Raw genomic sequence first — 22166 nt, 5'->3', positions numbered from 1 at the left:
TAACTATATTCCTTTAAGATTTGAGCATAGGCTTTAAGAATTTGCCCGTCCAACTTTCTTTCGATTTTGCAACTTCTTCTGGAGTGCCAGTGATTACTATTTCGCCGCCTTTGTCTCCTCCCTCTGGTCCTAAATCAATAATCCAATCCGCGCATTTTACAACATCAAGATTGTGTTCAATAACTATTACAGTATTGCCTTTATCTACCAAAGATTGAAGAACGCTTAAAAGTTTACGAACATCTTCAAAGTGCAATCCAGTTGTAGGCTCATCAAGAATATAAACAGTTTTGCCAGTTGAACGTTTTTGCAACTCTGTAGCAAGCTTTACTCTTTGTGATTCTCCACCAGATAATGTTGGAGCACTTTGTCCGAGTTTAATATATCCAAGACCAACTTGTACAAGAGTATCCAAATATCTTGAAATGGATGGATATGCTTTAAAGAATACAGCAGCTTCAGAAATTGGCATATTCAGAACGTCTGAAACGGTTTTACCATTATATGTTACGTCTAGAGTATCTCTGTTGTACCTTTTCCCATGACATTCTTCACATTGTACGTATACATCTGGCAAAAAATTCATCTCAATTTTCAGCGTTCCATCTCCGCTGCAAGCTTCGCATCTTCCGCCTTTTACATTAAACGAGAATCTTCCAGGACCATAACCTCTAACTTTTGCTTCTGGTGTTTGAGCAAAAAGTGTACGTATTTTGTCCCAGACACCAGTGTAAGTCGCAGGGTTTGATCTTGGCGTTCTGCCAATAGGGTTTTGGTCTACGTGAACAACCTTGTCACAATTTTCAATACCATCAACTCGTTTATGAAGTCCTGGAACAATGCGAGCGCCGTTTAGCTTATCTGCTAAAACTGGGTAGAGTATCGAGTTTATAAGACTAGATTTTCCAGATCCAGATACTCCTGTTATGCAAGTAAATATGCCTAAAGGTATTTCTACATCTATATTTTTAAGGTTGTGTTCTTTTGCTCCAACAATAGTTAGTAAACGATTTTTGTTTATTTTTCGACGATTTTTAGGAACTTCTATGCATTTTCTTTTTGCAATATAGTCTCCTGTAATTGAACGTTTTGCATCTTTTATGTGATTTGCTGGTCCGCAATATACTACTTCTCCACCGTTTTCTCCAGCTTCGGGTCCAATATCTACTAACCAGTCGGATTGCCGAATTGTATCTTCATCATGTTCAACAACTATAAGAGTGTTACCTAAGTCGCGAAGATTGTGCAATGTTGATATGAGTTTCTCATTGTCTCTTTGATGTAATCCTATTGAAGGCTCGTCAAGAACGTACATGACTCCAACTAGTCCAGATCCAATTTGAGTCGCCAATCTTATTCTTTGTGCCTCTCCACCTGAAAGTGTTTTTGCGGCTCTAGAAAGAGTTAAATAATTTAAGCCAACATCATTTAAGAATCCTAATCTTGCCTTGATTTCTTTTACAATTTCTTTAGCAATTATCTTGCTTGATCCTTCTAGTTTTAAAGAATTAATCCATTCAAGACTTTTTTCTATTGGCATATCACATATGTCTGCAATTGAGTATGAGTTTATTGTTACTGCTAAGACTTCTGGACGCAATCGTTTACCGTTACATGTTAAGCATGGAACTTCTCGCATGTATGACTCGTAGTATTGGCGCATTTGATCTGAGTCTGTTTCATCATGCTTGCGCATAAGAGTGCGCACTACACCTTCGAATCCTGTTGAATATTCTCTCTGCCTACCCCATCTATTTTTATAAGATACTTTTACTTCGAAATCATGCCCATAAAGTATTGAATTTTGCGTATCTTTCGACAATTCACACCATGGTGTATCCATACTAAAACCAAGTTCAACACTTAGCCCTTGTAGCACATGCCTATAGTATTCCCCTGCAGCTTTATTTAGTGCCCAAGGTTCTATCGCGCCTTCATTAAGTGATTTTTCTGTATTTGGAACAACAAGAGCAGGGTCAATCTCTAGATTGTAACCGATTCCAGAGCAATCGGGGCACGCCCCATAAGGAGCGTTGAATGAGAATGTTCTAGGCTCTATTTCTGATAAATTAAGCTGGTGATTGTTAGGACAAGCTCTGTGCTCAGAAAAATTTCGGCGTCTGCATTTAGAATCAGCAACTTCATCTACAAAATCAGCTATAACTATTCCTTTAGAAAGTTTTAAAGCCGTTTCTATAGAATCAGTCAAACGAGTACGTATGCCATCTTTTATAATTAACCTATCTATTACAACTTCGATTGTGTGTTTCTTTTGTTTTTCTAAAGTAATATCTTCAGAAAGCTCGCGCATTTGCCCATCTACAAGCGCTCTCGAATAGCCGTCTGATCTAAGAAGAGTAATTGTATCTTTGAATTCGCCTTTTCTGCCGTTAACAACAGGTGCTAATATTTGCAATCTTGTTCTTTCTGGTAAAGAAAGTATAGAATTAGCCATTTGTTGTGGTGTTTGAGCACTGACAAGTTCGCCACATTTAGGGCAATGAGGAATTCCAACTCTAGCAAAAAGAAGCCTTAAATAATCATAAACTTCTGTGATTGTTCCAACAGTAGAACGAGGGTTACGATTAGTAGTTTTTTGGTCAATAGATACAGCTGGGCTTAATCCCTCAATAAAATCTACATCTGGTTTATCCATTCTTCCAAGGAATTGCCTGGCATACGCGCTTAAGGATTCCACATAACGCCTTTGACCTTCTGCAAAAAGAGTATCGAAAGCAAGAGAAGATTTACCAGATCCTGACAATCCAGTAAAAACAATCATACGATTTCTAGGCAATTGTAAACTAACATTTTTTAAATTGTGCTCTCTAGCTCCTTGTATGGTTATCTTTAAATCTGAAGGAACAGAAGACAAATCATATACTAAATTATCATTATCTTTTACAGGCTGAGCAGAGTCGAGCATAGATTGCAAGATGTCAGCTTTTTTAGTGCATTCACGGTTTTTGTTATCTAAAATTGCATCTTGGGATAAAGGTAATTGCATGTTTTGCGAAGAATCTGATTTGCTTTGCATTCTGCCTCCCTAAGAGCTATTTTAAGAATCAAGACTTTGCACCAAACTCACTATTAATTGAGCACTAAATTATATAATACAATTAATTATAGAACACTTGTTCGAAGTAGATAATTTTCTGCGTGTTGTCGAAATACATAGAAATATAAAGAATAAAATCCTTTAGTAAAAACTATGCAAGCCTAACTGTATAATCGTGAGTTTGGCTAACACATTTTGAAGATATTCAGATTAAAGCATTATTTTAAGGAGTGGGTGCAAATGGCTATTGACGCACAAGGATTAACTATACAAATTGGTGCGCGTACGCTATTAAACCCTACCGACTTTCATGTAACAAAAGGCGACAAAATCGGCTTAGTTGGAAGGAATGGAGCTGGAAAAACAACTCTTACACGAGTAATAACAGGAGAAATGCTCCCAGCTGGCGGAACTGTACGAGTAAGCGGTGGATTGGGGTATCTACCACAAGATACTCATGCAGCAGACCCAGAACAAAGCGCGTTAGATAGGATTATGAGCGCTCGCGACATTTCATCAATCGTATCTCGTATACGAAAAGCAGAAAAAGAGATGACGAATCCAGATCCAGATATTATGACGAAAGCCATGAATCGCTACGATAAGGCCATTGAAGACTTTGAAAAAGCTGGTGGATACGCTGTTCAATCGGAAGCAATATCGATGGCAAACAGCCTTGGGCTTCCACAAGAAATTATGAAGCAAGCTCTTGGAACTCTATCTGGCGGTCAACGTAGACGAATTGAACTTGCACGAATACTTTTCTCCGATGCAGACACGCTGATCTTAGATGAGCCTACTAACCATTTAGATGCAGATTCTATAATTTGGCTGAGAAACTATTTGAAAAAATTCTCTGGTGGATTCTTAGTAATATCCCATTCAACAGAATTGCTAGATGAGGTTGTAAATAAAGTCTGGCATTTAGATGCACAATTGGCTCAAATAGACATGTATTCAATGGGTTGGAAAGCATACTTACATCAACGCGTTGTAGACGAAGAACGCAGGCGCAGAGAACGAGAAGTGGCTGAAAAAAAAGCTGAACGCCTTATGAAACAAGGTATTCGTTTACATGCAAAAGCAACAAAAGCAGTAGCAGCTCAAAACATGATGCGTAGGGCTGAACGTCTGTTAAGTGAAACAAGTGAAGCACAAAGTCGCGAGAAAGTAGCAGATATTCGTTTTCCGGAACCTGCTCCTTGCGGACGAACACCTATTATGGCTGAAGATATTTCAAAAGCTTATGGATCCAATATTGTATTTGCTGGCATAAATTTGGCTATAGATAAAGGTTCAAGAGTTGTTATTCTCGGATATAACGGTGCTGGTAAAACAACCACTTTACGTATTCTAGCTGGAGAAGAAAGTGCAGATACTGGCAGCGTAAACTATGGGCATGGCTGCAAGATTGGCTATTTTGCTCAGGAACACGACACTTTGGATTTAGATGCGACAGTATTAGAAAATCTTCAGCATGTTGCTCCAGATTTAAATGACACTCAAGCAAGATCTATGCTAGGAAGCTTCCTATTTTCTGGAGATGACGCAATGAAGCCAGCTAAAGTGCTTTCGGGAGGCGAAAAAACTCGTCTAGCCTTGGCAACTCTTGTAACTTCAAAAGCAAACGTGCTTTTGCTCGATGAGCCTACTAACAATTTAGATCCAGCTTCTAGAGATGAAATTCTTAAAGCCATTGCAAAATACGAAGGCGCTATTGTATTGGTTACTCACGATGAAGGAGCAGTTCTTGCGTTAAACCCTGAACGAGTTCTTCTTATGCCAGACGGTGACGAAGATTTGTGGAGTGATGACTATCTTGATTTGGTTGCGGAAGAATAGGATTTTAGGATTGCTATGAAAACAACAGCTAGATTTGCTAATTTTACGCTAAAACACATTTTCCATGTTCTTCGCGAGCCTTTAGCAATCTTGTTGTTAATAGCATTGTTTGAATGCACTGTTGGAAATATTCCATTTTGGAATAGTGTTACTGGCAGCACAGATAGCATGTTTGCACACAATGCAACTGGTCCAGGTATTGAAAGACTTTCTTCTGGAGGACTTTTAATTACCGATCCTTCGGAATCTTATTTAGAAGTTAATTCCGACGGATCTTCACCATATATTCAGCTTAAGCCTTCACTAATTACGCCGAAAAAAATTGGCAAAAGCCCTGTTAAAACGGATGTGCATGTACGAATTGATGTTAATAAAATTGCTGGAAAGCCTTTAAGTACCAATCCTAGAGCCATTAGTTTTGCTATGCTTCCAGTTCCAGATCAAGCAATTGGAGTTAAAAGCACTCTTAGATTATGGATACAACATCCTAAAGGAGATGTTGTAGACGTTGAGGATGCTAAAGCAAATGTTAGAGCACCTTTTAGCTGGAATTGGGGTCGCGTTTTTCTTCTTATAATAATTTCAATTTTTATTGCATTATGGAATCCGTGGTCTAAGCTTTGGAAAATCAGACTTAATACAAAGAGTATTAATCAAAGACTTTTACTTACTTTATTTTGGACACCTTTCCTTTTGATTGCTATTTTTGCAATATTTTGGAATGTTTTTAACAGTATTCCAATGCATTTTGATGTTGCTGGAAACTACACTTACGATTTTGATCAATACGCACGTACAGCAGACGCTCTACTTAAAGGTAAGACTCATCTTGATTTACCTGTTCCGCCGCAAATGCAAAAATTATCTAATCCGTATGACCCAATTGCAAGAAATAATCTTCTTTCTGATTGTGTACACAATATTTATTGGGATCATGCGTATTATAAGGGTCATTGGTATTCGTATTTTGGTGTAATACCAGTTGTTTTATTCTTTATCCCGTATAAGATTATATCCAATTTGTGGATTCCTGGTGGAGCCATGCTCCCTACAACAATAGCCACTTTCATATGCTTAATTGGATTTTTAATTTTTGGCTCACTATTGGTTATTCGTCTAATTAAACGTGTTAATCATCAGGCAACTCTTGCTTGTGTATCAATTTGTTTAACCTTATTCTTTATTACTTCAAACACCGTTTACTTGTGGTTTAGAACATCCTTTTATTCAGTTCCAATGGCTGCATCATTATTCTTCACTTCACTAGGATTATGGTTTTATCTCGGATCTATTAAAGATGAGGAAACTATAAAATCACACAAAATAGTGGAACAATTAAAACCATCATCAATAATATCGTTTAAGCATATTGCAGCAGGATCGTTGTTTATTGCTTTTAATCTTGGTTGTAGACCAACTTTTATAATCGCTTTTCTATTCGCAATTCCGCTATTTTATACTCATTTTTACTCATATATTAAAAATATTATTATCAGTGACAAAAAATCTATAGAAAATCTTAAAAACTTATTAAAGCTAATTCTTTGCATAATTATTCCATTTATAATAGTTGCAATACCAATCGGATTATATAATGCTTTAAGATTTGGGTCCCCTTTTAATTTTGGCAATGAATATCAGATTACGATTACAGATATGACTACAATGCGTCTCCCTTCGCAGAACATCATTCCATCCATTTTAAGTTATATAGCTTTGCCAATACGTTTTATATCAACTTTCCCTTGGATAGCAATTCAACCTATTGCTTTTGAAAAATGGCAATATGCAGAGCCAATGATTGGTGGAATGTTTACATTATCTCCACTCGCATTACTAGGAATTATATGCGTTTTCACAATGACTAGAAACATGAGTAAAATCGCTACAAGATTAGCTATAATATCTGTAATTTCTGGCATAATCGTTATTGTTTTTGACAGCTTAAAAGCTGGGATAGGATGGCGATATATTGCGGATTTTGCATGGCTTTTCGCTTTAAGCGCAATAATAGGTATTAATTCTTTGCTACAAAAATATGCTGATATTACAGTATGTGACACTTGGAAAACTAAAACATTATGCTATTTACTGCGATTCGTTATTTTTGGTCTTCTATTTTTCTCCATAGCAATAGCTTTTCTAAGCTGGTTCGTACCAGGCAGAGAAGACTCAATACTACGTTTTAATCCTCAAATGTGGCATACTGTGAGATGCTGGTTCACATTAATCTAATTTGTTTTCATTAATTTAATTCTTCCAGCATTGTATGAACAGTATCTAGCAACGCTTTAACACCATACACAAATTGTTTTTCTTCTGGCAACAAAGATAATGCCAAATATCCATTATTTGGCATATCGAAGTAATAGCCAGGCTGAGATACAAGATGATAATCTTGCATAAGTCTTAGAGCTAAATCATCATCATCTAAACACGATGGAACACGGATAAGAATATTCCATCCGCCTTCAGCACGCAATGCACTAACGCAACAATTTGGGTAGTTTGCAAGCATTTTTCTAAGTGTTTTAAGATTAGACCTAACTCTGTTTTGAACAAGATCGGTTTGTTCTTTAGCACATTGCAATAATTCCGGAATTCTTTCTGATACAGTTACACCAATTGGAAGAAAATCATCAGCAATAACATCAAGGCGTTTCATAGCATCCTGCACGTCTTGACTAGGTCCCGAAACCTCAATCCATCCAACTTTTGCATGCGGAGCTGCAAGCATCTTTGAGAATCCATCTAAAGCAAAAACTAGCGTAGATTCTTCACCTGCTAACCTGCTGTTTCCATCAAAAGGTTCTAGACAATAATCATAAAAAACTTCATCAGCTATAATTGCCACATTATTTTTATTGCATAGTTGCAATAATGCGTCTCTTTCTTGAGGCTTTATATAAGATCCTGTTGGATTATTTGGATTTATTAAAACAAGTGCACGAATACGATTATCCGTATTCTCTAAAAGTTCTTTAACCCTAGGAATATCAATAGTCCAAGAGCCATCATAAACAAGCGGATAAGGTATAGATTTTACGCCTTGTAGTCTTGCAATCGATTCTATAAGAGGATATCCAGGAGTCGGAGCTAAAACAGAATCACCGCAATCACACATTAGCATCATTAACCATGCGTATGCTTGAGAAGTTGATGATAATACGTATAGATTATCTGGATTAAGAACCTTAGCTGAACTACCCTTCTTATTTACAATATTTTGATCTACGCGATTATCTCTATGATTTATAAAGTTAGCAAGAATGCGCCTAACTTCGACAGGTCCTCTAGGATCCGCAGTATATTTTGCATTTAAGCACTCTGGAGAAAGACCATGTACTGTTGGGTTTGAATCGTTAAGTTTTGTAAGTTTAATACCTTTAGATATAGCAACACGTTGAGCCAGAATAATTGGATTTGGCTCACTCACATCAACTCTAGAAGAAAATCGCACTCGACTACACTAGCGCATTGTATAAACCAAATATATAAAAATACAAAAATATGCAAATACAAAAGATGCGCTGAACGCAAAAGCATCCAGCGCAAATAAAATATCAAAAATCCTTAATTGTTTCTTTGCTGCATTGCATAATATGCCGCACCGATAATGCCAGCTTCATTATGCAAAGACGCAACTACAATAGGTGTCTTAATATCGATATGAGGCAAGAACTTCTCGCTAACACGGCTAACACCGCCGCCAACAACAAACAGGTCTGGGTTAAAGTACTTTTCCATCAAACCATAATACTTAGTAAGACGCTTAGCCCACTTTTTATAACCCATGTCTAACTTTTCGCGAACAGAAGAAGCAGCATACTTTTCCGCATCTCCCTTACCCTTTTCAAGCTGAATATGACCGAGCTCTGTATTAGGAATAAGAGTGCCATTATAAATCAATGCTGTGCCAATTCCAGTGCCTAGCGTAGTAGCAATGACCAAGCCATCTTTATCTTTTGCAGCACCAAAGTGTTGCTCAGCAAGACCAGCAGCATCAGCATCATTCACTACAGTAACAGGACGACCGCAAGCTTCGCTGAACACTTCTGTAACATCCACACCAATCCAAGATTGATCGAGATTCGCCATAAACTCAAGCTTCTTTCCAGGCTTAATAGGAGCTGGAAAAGCGATTCCAACAGGAACATCTGCAGGAACATCAAAATGCTCAAGTTGCTGACGAACAATATCTGCAACAGCTTGAGGTGTGGAAACCGCTGGAGTGAGAATCTTATATCGCGGTTCTGCAAACTCGCCTTTTTCCAAATTAACTGGTGCAGCCTTAATACCAGAGCCACCAATATCTACGCCAAATGCTTGTGCAGTGTCAATCATCGTTAACACTCCCCTCTGAATGTCGGACAATGGGATATCATGTTCATTCTACAATATTGCTAAAGCGACACGCTTATATATTGTCTATTTAATGATAACGATTGCATAAATGTTTTTCTCAAAATTAAAGCTTTAATATTAAAAATCATGCAAACAATTGCTAAGATTTTTAACTCTAATTTATCGCAAATAGTTTTGAAGCTCTTTGTTTATTAAACCATTTGAAGCAATAACGTCATTTTCACGTCTCCAATGAATTGAGTCACCATTCCATTGTCGAACATGCCCCTGTGCTTCTTTAACAACAACGGCGCCAGCTGAAACACCTGGAATATCCCACCTATGAAGATGTGGCTCAAAATATGCGTCGTAAGTACCATCTGCTACTTTGCACAAGTCAAGCGAAGCAGGACCAATACGCTTAATATCTGCTGGGCATTCTTCCTCAAGCGAAGAAACAACATCTAAAGCTCTTTTAGATTCACCTGGAATATAAGACATTCCATAGCAAACAACAGAGCCATGCAATGTTGATGTTGTAGAAGGCGTGATTTTCTCTCGCTTCTCTCCATTAGGAGTTTTACGAATACGAATAGCACCCTGACCCTTAGCAGCCAAATATGTAAGCCCTAAAGCTGGGGCATGAACAACACCAAGAACAGGTCTAGCAGAGCCTTGATCATTAAACTCGAAAAGCGAAACAGTTAAAGTCCATTCAGCCATATCGCGGTTAAAGTTAATAGCACCGTCAATATTACCAACGCACCAAAAACGATCACCAATATTGCAATTTTCTGGACGATTACGCCAAAATCCCTGGAAGGTGTTTATGTACGTAAGACGATTTTCAATAAATCGTACGAGCTTATCTCCAAAACCAGAATCTGCTTGATTCGGATCCCCCAGAACCATCATGCTTGCCATATCTCGAGGATTTAATTGGTCTTGATACGCGTGCTTGCCAACATCTTCCAAAATCCTAGCAACTTCAAGAGCTACATCCCTTAAATTCATACTTGCCATACTTTACTCACCTCTTTAATTACCCACATTTTGATTATTTATCTATTCCAAAAATCTGCAACTATCCATAAATCTGCAACTATTTTACTCAACTAATTAAATTAAACCAAACTTCCACACGCAATATTCCAATAAAATCAATAAACTTTCACATTTGATATAAGTTTTATAGAAAAGTTTTACAATGCAAAAACGCGTAGCGAAACAAAATCCTTAAATTTCTTAAACCAGCCTTAAAATTAATTCATAACCTAACATCTCTTTCAAAAGATTATAACATGACTAAAATACTAGAGTTAAAAAACCAAAAATTAATTAATGCTCCTTCATTGAAAAAACCAGGACTTCTTGTTTTAGATGTTGACGCCACTCTTATTGAAGAAGAAGTGATTGACTTACTAGGAGATATTGCTGGGGTCGGGTCAAATTTAGCATATATAACTTCTAAAGCAATGAAAGGAGAAATTGACTTTGACACATCTTTAAAGCTAAGGGTTTCAATGTTAAAAGGACTCGAATGCACTTGTTTTAAAAAAGCTATTGAAAGTATCCACGTAACCAGTGGAGCCAAAAAACTTATAGACACATTACATTCCTTTGGATGGAAAATAGGAGCAGTTTCTGGAGGATTCAATAATGTTTTAGATGATTTTCTGCCAAATCTAAACATAGATTTTTGGGTAGCAAACAATCTAGAAGTAGTAGATTCTAAGCTAAGTGGGAAAGTTATTGAGCCTATAGTAAATCGCCAATATAAAGCAAAAGCATTGATTAATTGGGTGCGCAAGAACAATATTGATATTGCTCAAAGCGTTGCTATTGGAGACGGTGCTAACGATATCGATATGATTAAAACAGCAGGATTAGGCGTCGCATTTTGCGCAAAGCAGTTATTAAAAAGTCAAGCTAAAGCAAGCATAGATACGCGTGACCTAAGCCTAGTTTTAGATTTACTAAACTAAACTTAACTAACTAGAATTTATACAAATTTTACTTTGCGTTTTTCAAGATTACACTTATCGCTTCAATCCAAATAGGACTCTTGACTTAAATGCGCTCCTCTTGCCCAATCTGCAGCCTTCATAGCCTTTTTACCTTGCGCTTTAACTTCTAAAAGCTCAAGAACACCACTTGAAGAACCAACCCAAACATTTCGTTTACCTGCAAAAATCTGCCCAGGCTTAAGTTCGCTTAGATTATGTATTGAAATATCCTCATCTTTTGCCAATGCACAAGAAAGAACATGCAAACTAATGATTTGTGAATCTTCGCAATAAGCGTGAAGATTACACCAAGCTCCAGGATTTGGCGTGCAAGCACGAATCTGCCTATCGATTGCAAATGCTGGAATATCAAAACGAATATGAGCATCCTCAACAGTGATTTTTTGCGCGATTTGGCAAGGTGTAGGATCTTGCTCAACAGGAATAATTTGACCAGATTCCATCCCAACAAGAGCAGAGCAAAGAAGATCTGCACCATCATTGCTTAGTCTCATAAGCAAGTCGCCAGCTGTTTCATGAGCACCAATCTCGGTAGTCATTTGTGCAAGAATAGGTCCTTCATCCATTCCACGCGTAATCTTAAAAACAGTGGCACCGGTAATATCATCTCCAGCCCAAATCGCACGCTGAACAGGAGCTGCCCCTCGCCACTGTGGAAGAAGCGAGAAATGCAAGTTGTACCATCCTAGAGGAAGAGCGTCCAAAACAGATTGTCTAAGAATCTTTCCATAAGCAACCACGGCAGCAAGTTTAGCGCCAGTTGCCTTTAAAGCTCTTATGCACTCCTCTTCATCACTAGGATTAACCTCTAAAACAGGAATCCCAAGTTCAATCGCAGCTTTTTTAACAGCGCTAGGAACAATTTTCCTACCTCTGCCTGTCGGAGCATCAGGTCTCGTAAGAACAGCACGAACATCAAAATGCTCTTTATCTTGAGCTAAAGCACGCAATGGCGCAACAGAAACCTCTGGTGTTCCAGCAAATAAAATAGGTAGCACCATACGTAAACCCCCTTAAGAAAAATATCTTCATTATTCTTAACATCTTCAAAAATCATATACTCTCAGCAATCGAACAGTAACGAGAATAGTCATGAAAATACTAAGAATTAGCGAATTAGCAGAAAGCATCCTTTAACTTGCTAAAGAATCCTTTGTGATTTGTAGTCGAATCTGGGATAGCGCGTTGAACAATAACATCATCTTTTCCATCATGCAATTCTTCAAACTCTTCAATAAGTTTACGCTCTTCATCGCTCAGCTTTGTTGGAATATTAACAAGAATGTGAACAACAAGATTTCCGCGTTCTTTAGAGCCTAGAACCGTTACACCCAAATTAGGTACAGAAATAGTATTTTCACTTTGAGAGCCAGAAGGGATTTCCACGCTCTTTTTGCCGTCAAAAGTATCTATATCAACTTTATGTCCCAAAACAGCCCAAGTCATTGGAATGTCAATCCAACAATGTAAATCGTTTAGATTCCTAGTAAACTGTTTATCTTCTCGAATATGTACATCAACATACAAGTCGCCAGCAGGACCGCCACATTCACCTACTGCTCCTTGCGAAGCAAGTCGCAATCGAGAATTATCTTTTATACCAGCAGGAATAGTAATCCCAATTTCTCTTGATGTACGAATTCGACCATGTCCATGACAATTTGGGCAAACATTCTTAATGATTGTTCCGTGACCTTCGCATTCTCTACATGGCTCAGATGACATCATTTGACCAAACATTGTTCTAGTAACCCTTTGTACAAAACCAGCGCCCTTGCATTGCGGGCAAGTTATAGGGTCTGATTTATCTGCAGAGCCTTTTCCAGCACAATCTTGACACAAGCCAAAAGTCACTACATGAACCTTAGCATTTCCACCAAATACTACTGTTTTAAGATCAACTTTAACTTCTGTGAGTGAATCTTCACCACGATTCACGCGCGGAATAGGAGAACCCGTACTTGTTCCAAAGGATCCAGAGAAGAACTGATTTAAAATATCTCCCATATCCATATTCATATTGGCATATCCGCCAGCGCCAGCTCCAGCACCAGATGCCGATAGATTGTTTGGGTCAACACCCATATCTACCATTTTGCGTTTTTCTGGATTAGACAAAACGTCGTATGCAGCATTAACTTCCTTGAATTTGTCTTCAAACTCAGGACCTGCGATATCTGGATGGTACTTTCGACTTAATTTTCTATATGCTTTTCGAATCTCATCATCGCTAGCGTTAGAATCAACACCTAAAATCTTGTAATAGTCAGTCACTTAACTCCCCTTTTACCTTAATAAAATAATTCTTGCATAAGGCACAGCCAGTTATATTTTTATGAATTTTCGGATATAAACGCATTAAGATACTTAGCCACTGCTTTAACCGCAGTCATTGTTGCAGCATAATCCATATGCGTAGGTCCGATTGAACCAATGAATGCGGAATCAGGATCGGAATTATATCCGTAAGCACTCGTCACAACAGAAGCATTCAAAAGACCAGGCGTGTGAGTTTCCGAACCTATTGCAACACTGACTCCACTTGCACAATCACTTGCCTCCTCACTTAGCGAAGTCATCAAACGCATAATAACAGCTTGCTCTTCTAAAGCATCAAAAAGAGCAGCAAAATCACCAATATTCTGTCTATGAGCAAGCTGGGAGGTTCCAGCCATGTATAATTCGTGTGCTCGATCGCCATCGTACATATCTTCAATAGCATTAGACAATTGTTTAATTATTTGTAACGAAGAAACTAAATCTTTACGTTCCGACAATGCACACACTTTTTTAGATGCATTCAAAAGTGACAATCCAATGCAATCTTCATTAATCATATTTGTTAAATGCAACAAATCATCTGAATTCACATTAGAAGCCTGAATCATATGTTGCGCTACCCCTCCAGCGTCTGTAATTACTACGACAAGAAGAGTTGATGACGATACTTGAACAATCTCAATTCTTTTTACTTTTGATCTAGATAATGCAGGTGACGCAACAAGAGCAACCTGCCCAGTGATACTTGCAAGAAGACGAGCTGAACGTTGAAGTGTGTCTTGCAAACTTACAGATCCACTTAAAAAACTGCGTATTCCTCTTCTTTGTGCATTAGAAAGTGGTATTAGCGCCGCCAATCCATCAACGAAATATCTGTATCCTTTTTCCGTAGGAATTCGACCAGCAGATGTGTGTGGCTGAATTAAATAACCTTCTTCTTCTAGTATTGACATATCGTTGCGAATTGTTGCAGAGCTAACACCTAATTTGTGATTTTTAGCCAAAGACGCTGATCCAACTGGCTCGTGTGAACGAATATAATCTTCAACAACCGCACGGAGTATCATCATGCGACGTGATTGCATTGATCCTCCTTTTATTTAGGTAATGTAACTTTTACTGTCAACTATTATATATTCCAGAATAATATGTGATTAACTATTTTTTGTTATCTTAACAACTAACTATAAATATAAACTTTTGTTAAGTTTTGACACACTTTGTTAGAAATTCGTCTGATATAAAAGATAGGATTAAATGGCAATGTGAGGGTGATGGCCAGCGTAAGCTGTGCGCAAAAAACCCGAATTATTGGAAGGAAAGTAGATCACATGACCGAATTCAACTGGTCTGCATTAGACGAGCGCGCCGTAAAGATGGCGAAGGTTCTCTCGGCTGATGCTGTTGAGCGAGCAGGACACGGACATCCTGGCTCCCCTGTTTCATTGGCACCGATTGCGTACACCTTGTACCAGCACTTCATTAAGCACGATCCAGCTGACCCAAAGTGGGCCGGTCGCGATCGTTTTATTCTTTCTGGCGGCCACGCTTCGCTTACGCAATATGTGCAGCTGTTCTTCTCTGGATACGGCTTGACTCTTGATGATCTCAAGTATTTCCGTGGCGGCGCAGACACGCGTACTCCAGGTCACCCAGAATATGGCTTAACTCCAGGCATTGAAATGACCACTGGTCCTCTTGGACAGGGTCTTGCTTCTGCTGTTGGTTTCGCTTATGGTCAGCGTTTTGAGCGTGGTCTTCTTGATCCAGAAGCTCCAGCTGGCACTTCCCCATTCGATCACAAGGTTTGGGTTATCTGCGGCGAAGGCGACGTTGAGGAAGGCGTTTCTTCCGAGGCTGCTTCCTTGGCTGGAAACCAAAAGCTTGGCAATTTGACTGTAATCTTCGATGCAAACCACATTCAGATCGAAGGCGACACTAAGCTCACCTTCTCCGAGGATATTCTTGCTCGTTACCGTGCATACGGTTGGTACACCGACGAAGTTAGCTTCATTCAGCCAGACGGCTCCTACAAGGAAGACGTTCAGGCTTTGGCTGCAGCTATCGAAAAGGCTCAGGAAGTTACCGATAAGCCTCACTTCATTAAGGTTAATACTTTGATTGCTTGGCCAACCCCAGGCAAGACCAACAATGAAGCTTCTCACGGCTCTAAGCTTGGTGAAGAAGCTGTTAAGGGCTTGAAGGAACTTTGCGGTTTCGACCCAGAAGTTTCGTTCCCAATCGACGAAGAAGCTTTGGCTCATGCTCGTAAGGTTGCTGAACGCGGTTTGGCTGCTCACAAGGCTTGGGATGAAGCTCTTGCAAAGTGGGCTGCTCAAAACCCAGATAAGGCTGCTCTATACGAGCGCCTTAAGGCTGGCAAGCTTCCTGAAGGCTTCGACAAGGCTATCGACGACTTGATTGCCGGTTTCGAAGTCGGTTCCAAGGTGGCTACCCGTAAGGCTTCTGGCGCAGTTCTTAACGCAATTGCTGCTGTTATGCCAGAACTTTGGGGCGGCTCCGCTGATTTGGGCGGCTCCAACAACACCAACATTAAGGGCGCTGACTCCTTCGGTCCATCCGAGGATGCAACTCGTACTTGGCCAAACGTTTCCGAGTACGGCCGCCAGCTTCACTTCGGTGTGCGCGAGTTCGCAATGGGTGCTATTACCAACGGTATTTTGCTTGGTTCTGACACTCGCCCATTCAACGGCACATTCTTCCAGTTCTCTGACTACGAGCGCCCAGCAGTTCGCTTGGCTGCTTTGATGGAGATTCCAAACCTATACGTTTGGACTCACGACTCCGTAGCTTTGGGCGAAGATGGTCCAACTCACCAGCCAATCGAACACTTGGCTGCTTTCCGTGCTATTCCTCAGCTTGAGGTTGTGCGCCCTGCAGATGAGTATGAGACTGCTGAAGCTTACCGCTACTTCTTCGAGAAGAAGAACAACTACCCAACCGCTATGATTTTGACACGCCAAGGCGTTCCAACTCTCGCAGAAACTGCTGAGAAGGCTCGCGAAGGCGTAAAGCACGGCGGTTATGTGTTGGTTGACTGCGAAGGCACTCCAGACGTAATCATCATGGCTACTGGTTCTGAAGTTCAGTGGGCTGTTGCTGGCGCCAAGACTTTGGCAGCAGAAGGCATTAAGGCTCGCGTTCTTTCTATGCCATCTCTCGAGTGGTTCGAAGAGCAAGACGAAGAGTACAAGGAAGCAATCCTTCCAAAGTCCGTCAAGGCTCGCGTTTCCATCGAAGCTGGCTTGGCATTGCCTTGGTACAAGTATCTTGGCGATTGCGGCAAGGCTGTTTCTATCGAACAGTACGGCTTGCAGGGTGACGGCGGTCAGAACATGATCGACTTGGGCATTACTGCTGAGCACGTAGTAGAAGCTGCTAAGGCTTCTATCGAAGAAGCACGCGCTTAAGATAGAAATTAAGCAAAATACAAAAACTTGATGTGTCAAAATAAAATTGATTCATCACAAAACTCGAAGTGCTAATTTAGCAACTTCACTGGAAACAGCAAAGGCGTGTTGATGTTAAGCTACAGTTGGTTTAGCATCAACCGCTGTTTCCTGTAAAACGCCAACACTACCAACGTGTTCCAACTGGTGGAGCACAGTGTTAAGGAGATAACATGACTGAAGCAACGCAGCGCACTAGCGATTCCGGCGTTTCTATTTGGTTGGACGATTTGTCCCGTACCCGCATTGAGTCTGGTTCTTTGCAGGATTTGATCGCTAACAAGAATGTTGTTGGTGTTACTACCAACCCATCTATCTTCCAGAAGGCTTTGAGCCAGGTTGGCCCATACGACGCACAGCTTAAGGAACTCGGCAAGGTTGACGTTGAGACCGCTATTCGCGAGTTGACAACCACCGACGTTCGTAACGCAACTGATATCTTCCGCGAGATTGCAGAAAAGACCGACTTTGTTGACGGCCGCGTCTCCATCGAAGTTGACCCACGCTTGGCTCACGATACTGCTAACACCGAAAAGCAGGCTGAAGAGCTTTGGGCAAAGGTTGATCGTCCAAACGTTATGATCAAGATTCCTGCAACTTTGGAAGGTCTTCCAGCTATCACCGCTACCCTTGCTAAGGGTATCTCCGTGAACGTGACCTTGATCTTCTCCCTCGAGCGCTACGAGCAGGTTATCGATGCCTTCATCGAAGGTATTGCTCAAGCTGCTGCTAACGGCCACGACTTGAAGCACATTGGTTCCGTAGCTTCCTTCTTCGTCTCCCGCGTTGATAGCGCTGTTGACAAGCTCCTCGAAGCTAACGGTTCCGAAGAAGCTAAGTCTCTTGAAGGCAAGGCTGCTGTTGCTAACGCTCGCTTGGCTTACGAACTCTTCGAGAAGAAGTTCGCTGCCGATCCACGTTGGGCTGAACTTGAGGCCAAGGGCGCAAAGAAGCAGCGTCCACTTTGGGCTTCTACCGGCACCAAGAACGCAGCTTACTCCGATTGCAAGTACGTTGACGAGTTGGTTGCTGAGCATGTTGTTAACACCATGCCAGAAAAGACTTTGAACGCTCTTGCTGATCACGGCAACGGTGCTGCTTCCATTAAGGGCACTTACGAAGAGAGCCACGCTGTTATGAACAAGCTTGCTGAGCTTGGCATCAACATCAAGGACGTTACCGACAAGCTTGAGGCCGACGGTGTTGCCGCCTTCATCAAGTCTTGGGATTCCGTGATTGCAGACGTACAGTCTGGCATCGATCGCGTAAACGCCTGATTTTGCTAATCAGTAATAAATAACAGATACCGCACATGTTCGTGGATTAATTTCCACACATGTGCGGTTTTGTTTTGCGTTTTTATCAATCGCAATAAAAAAGCTACCCAGTGTTATTTTTTCTAAGCTAAGTAATTGAGAAAGACAGACAGTGTAGTTCTGGCTCGTCTCACTTAGAATTTTTTAATTGGCAGAAATATATACCTGATGGATAGGTATGTGTTCCTGCCTATTTTTATGCAATTTTTCAAAACAATAAAAAGAACATTATTAGATTGATAAGGAGGATTTATGAAAAATACGAAAAAATGCCCAAAGTGTGGGGGAAGTGAAATTATATTTGTGCCTGGATCTTCTGGGGCTTATGGGACTGGAAATAATGTTATGACTGGCCATACAATTATGTCGGCAGTACCTGTTGATAGGTATATTTGCACTGCTTGTGGTTTTAGCGAGGAGTGGATTGACCTTGATAATATGGATAAATTAAAAAAGAAATATGATGAGATTTAAATGAGAGTTACTTTTATATGAGGGTGGGATAGATGATTAATAAACCAAATGTGCCAATTTGCTTTGTCAATCTTTATTTCAGCTGCCTTTCTCACACTCATCAATCATTCGGTTAAATTCAGATCTTGATGAACCAACCTTAGCGGAAGCAACATCAAGAAAAATATCAGCAACAAACCAAGTCATGTGAGCAGCAGCAAGACGAGTAAGACCAGACACCTGAACAGCAAGACTATCCAGCTGTTCTTTACGATTTGTGCTCACACGAGCATAAACCCCAACCGCATAATCCTTAATCACACGCTGAGGATGGATGACTATCACATCTTTATTTAGCTCATCTATCTTATCCATAGCCATCTCTCCTTATTATTAGACTAACGAAACTTAGATTTCTCCTCCATGATAATTAGCCTAAACCTTATTTTCCCACTTCACAACCTGGGTGCAAAGTGGCGAATCGACTTGCATGAGCGATTAAAACATAATTCGCGAATGCACTTCGATTCGCTGAGCTTGCTCAAAGTTGAAAGCACAGTGTGCTTTCAACGCAAGCGAAGTACGTTAACATCCTGTGCACTCAACCCTAGAGCGTTGATATCTTCCCTCAAACAGCCAAACTTGAATTTATATATCTACTGTTTTAATAAGTTTGATTGCCCTTGATGATACTAACTCGTCTTGACTCATTTCCAAAAGGCTCTTTTTATCTACCCACTTATAATTAACCGTTTCTCCTTTTTGAAGAGCAATTGCATTTTTCTTACAATCGGTTATGCATAGATATTCAACATAAAGAGAGCGGTAAACATCCTGCACAAATCTTCCGATCTCCATAATTTTTGAAGCTTCAATACCTGTTTCTTCTTTTAATTCTCTTACTACACATTCTAATGGTGTTTCATATTGCAATGCAGAACCACCTGCTGTCAACTCCCACATTCCACCGAATTTCTTTTCAAAATCTCTTTGCATAATAAGGTAAGTCCCATCTATATGTTTAACAATTACTTCGCCCACCAAATGATACATGCCGTCAGGAATTGGTTCTCCTCTCACTAATGTAATATTCTTTAATTTATTAAATTCTTTATCATACGCATCCCAAATCTCAGCCATAAAACCCTCCATAAGGCCTGATTGTCAATTTCATTAAATATGAATTTTATCTTTCTCCAGTGGATACAAAGCCATTGTTCACTTCTACATAAAGCTTACCAATCTCAATATCCGTGATGAGCACTTGATTAGAATCAGATTCAACCTCACAAACTTCCACATCATGTGGCAAACTCACAACAATTTCAGGCATACCCTGAGTAAACCATCTCAGCCAATTCGAAGCTGAAATTTTTTTAGTTTGAATAAGCCTTATAACATTTTGCGCTTCCTCAACCCTCAATATATCTTGTTCACAGTTAACAAAGCTCACACCAAAGGTATCAGCACGTTTCACCGTTAAACGAACATCTTTCGTCTCTGCGATAAACTTCTTATTATCCATTACTTACGTTAATTAGATAAATAAATACATAAATTACAATTGAACTAGTATAGAAATATTCTATTTTTCATATAACATAGTAAAAGTAGTGAATAAAGTACGAGGAGGTAATTTGTGAAGAAAAGATATATGTTGAGAAATATTTTTAAAATTAAATATAACTTCCATAATATTGTTTTAATCGTTTTCATTGGACTATTAGCAGGTTTTTTATCAGGATTGTTCGGTGTAGGTGGAGGAATGGTGATAGTTCCTGCATTAACTGTTTTTATGAAATTTGATCAGCGTCATGCTACTGCTACTTCTCTTGTTGCCATAATTATAACGTCGCTTTGTGGAAGCATTGTTTACGGTTTAGACGGCAAAGTGTCATTTTTATCAGCATTTTTTCTAATAATAGGTTCAGTTTTCGGATCACAAATTGGGGTATATTTTTCACATATTTTGCCTAAAAAAATATTTCCTTGGTGTTTTACACTTTTTGTATTACTAGTTATATGTTCTAGTCAAGTTTGGATTCCGTTAAGAAATGTAGATTTTAATGTTAGTTTTTTAAAAGCTATATGTCTTATATTTATAGGCGTTGTTTCTGGTATTTTTTCAGGTATTTTAGGCGTTGGTGGCGGAGGAATTATAGTGCCATGCGTGCAACTTTTGCTCGGCATGGGAGACCTTATGGCAAGAGGAACTGCTTTGCTTGTCACGCTTCCTACAGCTATAAGTGGCAGTATTGCTAATGCTCGTTACCATTATACTCATTTTACTGAAGGAATTATTATCGGTATTTTTGCAACATTTACTGTAAACTTAGGCGCAATAATTGCGCGCAGTATTTCACCTTTTATATGCAATATATTGTTTTGTATTTTTTTGTTCAGTGTATGCTTACAAATGATATTAAAAACAGGTATTTTAGCTAAGAATAAGCGTTAAATATGTAAAGTCTTTGACTTTTATTTATTTGAAAAAATAGTTTTGAATATAAAAAGTGGGGCTTAGATTTAAGCCCCACGATATAGGAGAATGTTATAAAGTAACTTTTTACAATTATGCCATTTGAGTAACATCTCTTTTTGCTTGTATAAATTTTATTATCATGTTTTTTGCGTGATAAATAATTACGCAAACTATATAAACAATTGCAGAAAATACAGTTATCATTCCTCCGGAAGATAGACCTAAATAAATACTTGAATAGAGACCTAAAGTTCCAGCTATAATTCCAAGTATTGGAGCAAAAATTACCGTTTGCCATATTGATGAGCTAAGTTTTATAGCTGCGCTTGCAGGTCCTACTATCAGAGAGATAGATAATACTGAACCGACAGCAGGCATCACTATAACGACTGTAACTGTAATCATTATTAGTATGATAAAGTCAGTTTTACGCAAATTATATCCGCTTGCTTGCATACACGTTTCATTGAGGCATGCAAAAATAATTTGTTTACTATATGCAAGTAATGTGATTATGCATGCTATTAATGCTATTGAAGTTACTTGTATATCCAATGAGTTAGCTGTTAATATATTGCCAGAAATAAAACTATTTACTTTTAAAGGTATTGGTTGGAAAAGTTTCAATAGTAAAAAGCCTAGTGCGAATCCTACAGTTAAAAGCACTCCAGCCGCTGTATTTGGACCTTGTCCTTTTACTTTATAGAGATTACATCTCCCTCATACGGTACAGGAAAGTTTATAAACTCCTATTTCCTAACTTCTAGCTGGGTGCAAAGTGAGTGCAAAGTGGGTGCACTTTTTAACGTTAACATCCTGTGCACTCGACCCTAGAGCGTAGACATGTTCCCTCATACAGCCAAACTGCGCTCAAAAACCACGAGACCACAGCCA

At 39.3% G+C, this 22166-nt stretch carries 19 protein-coding genes; 8 read left to right on the top strand and 11 right to left on the bottom strand.

What is annotated here, in order from left to right; translation table 11 throughout:
- Window positions 1–13: 13 nt before the first annotated feature.
- Window positions 14–3037, bottom strand: coding sequence for an excinuclease ABC subunit UvrA (gene uvrA, locus HXT25_RS06530; protein ID WP_101888668.1), 3024 nt, complete (start codon window positions 3035–3037; stop codon window positions 14–16).
- A 261-nt stretch (window positions 3038–3298) separates the two neighbouring features.
- Between uvrA and HXT25_RS06525 the strand changes: the two genes are divergently transcribed.
- Entirely contained in the window at window positions 3299–4900 is a 1602-nt protein-coding gene (locus HXT25_RS06525) for an ABC-F family ATP-binding cassette domain-containing protein (RefSeq protein WP_004111673.1), read from the top strand.
- A 15-nt stretch (window positions 4901–4915) separates the two neighbouring features.
- On the top strand, window positions 4916–7135 hold the full coding sequence (locus tag HXT25_RS06520; RefSeq protein ID WP_020760398.1) for a hypothetical protein: 2220 nt from the start codon (window positions 4916–4918) through the stop codon (window positions 7133–7135).
- A 10-nt stretch (window positions 7136–7145) separates the two neighbouring features.
- Here HXT25_RS06520 and HXT25_RS06515 read toward each other — a convergent pair whose 3' ends face one another.
- The 3 genes from HXT25_RS06515 to HXT25_RS06505 form a co-directional block, all read right to left on the bottom strand.
- Window positions 7146–8360, bottom strand: a complete 1215-nt coding sequence (locus tag HXT25_RS06515) for a pyridoxal phosphate-dependent aminotransferase (protein WP_020759707.1) — start codon at window positions 8358–8360, stop codon at window positions 7146–7148.
- A 113-nt stretch (window positions 8361–8473) separates the two neighbouring features.
- Complete coding sequence (gene ppgK / locus HXT25_RS06510) at window positions 8474–9244, bottom strand: polyphosphate--glucose phosphotransferase (protein ID WP_004111678.1); 771 nt, start codon at window positions 9242–9244, stop codon at window positions 8474–8476.
- Window positions 9245–9424: 180 nt separating this feature from the next.
- Window positions 9425–10267, bottom strand: coding sequence for an inositol monophosphatase family protein (locus tag HXT25_RS06505; protein WP_081264793.1), 843 nt, complete (start codon window positions 10265–10267; stop codon window positions 9425–9427).
- Window positions 10268–10545: 278 nt separating this feature from the next.
- Between HXT25_RS06505 and serB the strand changes: the two genes are divergently transcribed.
- Complete coding sequence (gene serB, locus HXT25_RS06500; RefSeq protein WP_065189780.1) at window positions 10546–11229, top strand: phosphoserine phosphatase SerB; 684 nt, start codon at window positions 10546–10548, stop codon at window positions 11227–11229.
- Between the two features lie 62 nt (window positions 11230–11291).
- Here serB and fmt read toward each other — a convergent pair whose 3' ends face one another.
- From fmt to hrcA, 3 genes are all read right to left on the bottom strand, one after another.
- Entirely contained in the window at window positions 11292–12272 is a 981-nt protein-coding gene (fmt, locus tag HXT25_RS06495; protein ID WP_004111686.1) for a methionyl-tRNA formyltransferase, read from the bottom strand.
- A 115-nt stretch (window positions 12273–12387) separates the two neighbouring features.
- Window positions 12388–13545, bottom strand: coding sequence for a DnaJ C-terminal domain-containing protein (locus HXT25_RS06490; RefSeq protein ID WP_004138365.1), 1158 nt, complete (start codon window positions 13543–13545; stop codon window positions 12388–12390).
- Window positions 13546–13604: 59 nt separating this feature from the next.
- Complete coding sequence (gene hrcA, locus HXT25_RS06485; protein WP_020759703.1) at window positions 13605–14621, bottom strand: heat-inducible transcriptional repressor HrcA; 1017 nt, start codon at window positions 14619–14621, stop codon at window positions 13605–13607.
- Between the two features lie 261 nt (window positions 14622–14882).
- On the opposite strand from hrcA, the gene tkt reads away from it, so the two are divergent.
- The 3 genes from tkt (at window position 14883) to HXT25_RS06470 (ending at window position 18811) form a co-directional block, all read left to right on the top strand.
- A complete protein-coding gene (gene tkt, locus HXT25_RS06480) occupies window positions 14883–16982 on the top strand; it encodes a transketolase (RefSeq protein WP_004111692.1) in 2100 nt (699 codons plus the stop codon).
- Window positions 16983–17194: 212 nt separating this feature from the next.
- Entirely contained in the window at window positions 17195–18298 is a 1104-nt protein-coding gene (gene tal / locus HXT25_RS06475) for a transaldolase (RefSeq protein ID WP_014554592.1), read from the top strand.
- A 291-nt stretch (window positions 18299–18589) separates the two neighbouring features.
- Window positions 18590–18811, top strand: a complete 222-nt coding sequence (locus HXT25_RS06470; RefSeq protein WP_422118817.1) for a hypothetical protein — start codon at window positions 18590–18592, stop codon at window positions 18809–18811.
- 78 nt (window positions 18812–18889) lie between these two features.
- On the opposite strand, the gene HXT25_RS06465 is transcribed toward HXT25_RS06470, so the two are convergent.
- A complete protein-coding gene (locus HXT25_RS06465) occupies window positions 18890–19165 on the bottom strand; it encodes a recombinase family protein (protein ID WP_004111697.1) in 276 nt (91 codons plus the stop codon).
- Between the two features lie 111 nt (window positions 19166–19276).
- Between HXT25_RS06465 and HXT25_RS06460 the strand changes: the two genes are divergently transcribed.
- Window positions 19277–19477: a hypothetical protein gene (locus HXT25_RS06460; RefSeq protein ID WP_307810186.1), complete on the top strand. Its 201-nt coding sequence runs from the start codon at window positions 19277–19279 to the stop codon at window positions 19475–19477.
- Here HXT25_RS06460 and HXT25_RS06455 read toward each other — a convergent pair.
- Both HXT25_RS06455 and HXT25_RS06450 read right to left on the bottom strand, forming a co-directional pair.
- Entirely contained in the window at window positions 19439–19930 is a 492-nt protein-coding gene (locus HXT25_RS06455) for an NUDIX hydrolase (RefSeq protein ID WP_004111698.1), read from the bottom strand. The genes HXT25_RS06460 and HXT25_RS06455 overlap by 39 nt on opposite strands.
- A gap of 46 nt (window positions 19931–19976) precedes the next feature.
- Window positions 19977–20315 (bottom strand): hypothetical protein, encoded by a 339-nt coding sequence (locus tag HXT25_RS06450; RefSeq protein ID WP_004111700.1) that lies wholly within the window; start codon window positions 20313–20315, stop codon window positions 19977–19979.
- A 129-nt stretch (window positions 20316–20444) separates the two neighbouring features.
- On the opposite strand from HXT25_RS06450, the gene HXT25_RS06445 reads away from it, so the two are divergent.
- Entirely contained in the window at window positions 20445–21248 is an 804-nt protein-coding gene (locus HXT25_RS06445; protein WP_075038746.1) for a sulfite exporter TauE/SafE family protein, read from the top strand.
- Window positions 21249–21362: 114 nt separating this feature from the next.
- Here HXT25_RS06445 and HXT25_RS06440 read toward each other — a convergent pair whose 3' ends face one another.
- Window positions 21363–21938 (bottom strand): metal ABC transporter permease, encoded by a 576-nt coding sequence (locus HXT25_RS06440; RefSeq protein ID WP_075038747.1) that lies wholly within the window; start codon window positions 21936–21938, stop codon window positions 21363–21365.
- Between the last annotated feature and the right edge of the window lie 228 nt (window positions 21939–22166).

Origin of the sequence: Gardnerella sp. DNF00476 (assembly GCF_049262735.1) — a bacterium.
Classification (GTDB): domain Bacteria; phylum Actinomycetota; class Actinomycetes; order Actinomycetales; family Bifidobacteriaceae; genus Bifidobacterium; species Bifidobacterium vaginale.
Note: the sequence above shows the minus strand (reverse complement) of the source record. Positions and strands in the feature narration are given on the sequence as shown.

Coding starts and splice junctions, on each gene's coding strand:
- tkt (WP_004111692.1), top strand. CDS start 14,883: ATGACCGAATTCAACTGGTCTGCATTAGACGAGCGCGCCGTAAAGATG.
- HXT25_RS06525 (WP_004111673.1), top strand. CDS start 3,299: ATGGCTATTGACGCACAAGGATTAACTATACAAATTGGTGCGCGTACG.
- HXT25_RS06465 (WP_004111697.1), bottom strand. CDS start 19,165: ATGGATAAGATAGATGAGCTAAATAAAGATGTGATAGTCATCCATCCT.
- tal (WP_014554592.1), top strand. CDS start 17,195: ATGACTGAAGCAACGCAGCGCACTAGCGATTCCGGCGTTTCTATTTGG.
- HXT25_RS06455 (WP_004111698.1), bottom strand. CDS start 19,930: ATGGCTGAGATTTGGGATGCGTATGATAAAGAATTTAATAAATTAAAG.
- ppgK (WP_004111678.1), bottom strand. CDS start 9,244: ATGATTGACACTGCACAAGCATTTGGCGTAGATATTGGTGGCTCTGGT.
- uvrA (WP_101888668.1), bottom strand. CDS start 3,037: ATGCAAAGCAAATCAGATTCTTCGCAAAACATGCAATTACCTTTATCC.
- HXT25_RS06520 (WP_020760398.1), top strand. CDS start 4,916: ATGAAAACAACAGCTAGATTTGCTAATTTTACGCTAAAACACATTTTC.
- hrcA (WP_020759703.1), bottom strand. CDS start 14,621: ATGATGATACTCCGTGCGGTTGTTGAAGATTATATTCGTTCACACGAG.
- HXT25_RS06470 (WP_422118817.1), top strand. CDS start 18,590: ATGAAAAATACGAAAAAATGCCCAAAGTGTGGGGGAAGTGAAATTATA.
- HXT25_RS06450 (WP_004111700.1), bottom strand. CDS start 20,315: ATGGATAATAAGAAGTTTATCGCAGAGACGAAAGATGTTCGTTTAACG.
- HXT25_RS06445 (WP_075038746.1), top strand. CDS start 20,445: ATGTTGAGAAATATTTTTAAAATTAAATATAACTTCCATAATATTGTT.
- serB (WP_065189780.1), top strand. CDS start 10,546: ATGACTAAAATACTAGAGTTAAAAAACCAAAAATTAATTAATGCTCCT.
- HXT25_RS06505 (WP_081264793.1), bottom strand. CDS start 10,267: ATGGCAAGTATGAATTTAAGGGATGTAGCTCTTGAAGTTGCTAGGATT.
- fmt (WP_004111686.1), bottom strand. CDS start 12,272: ATGGTGCTACCTATTTTATTTGCTGGAACACCAGAGGTTTCTGTTGCG.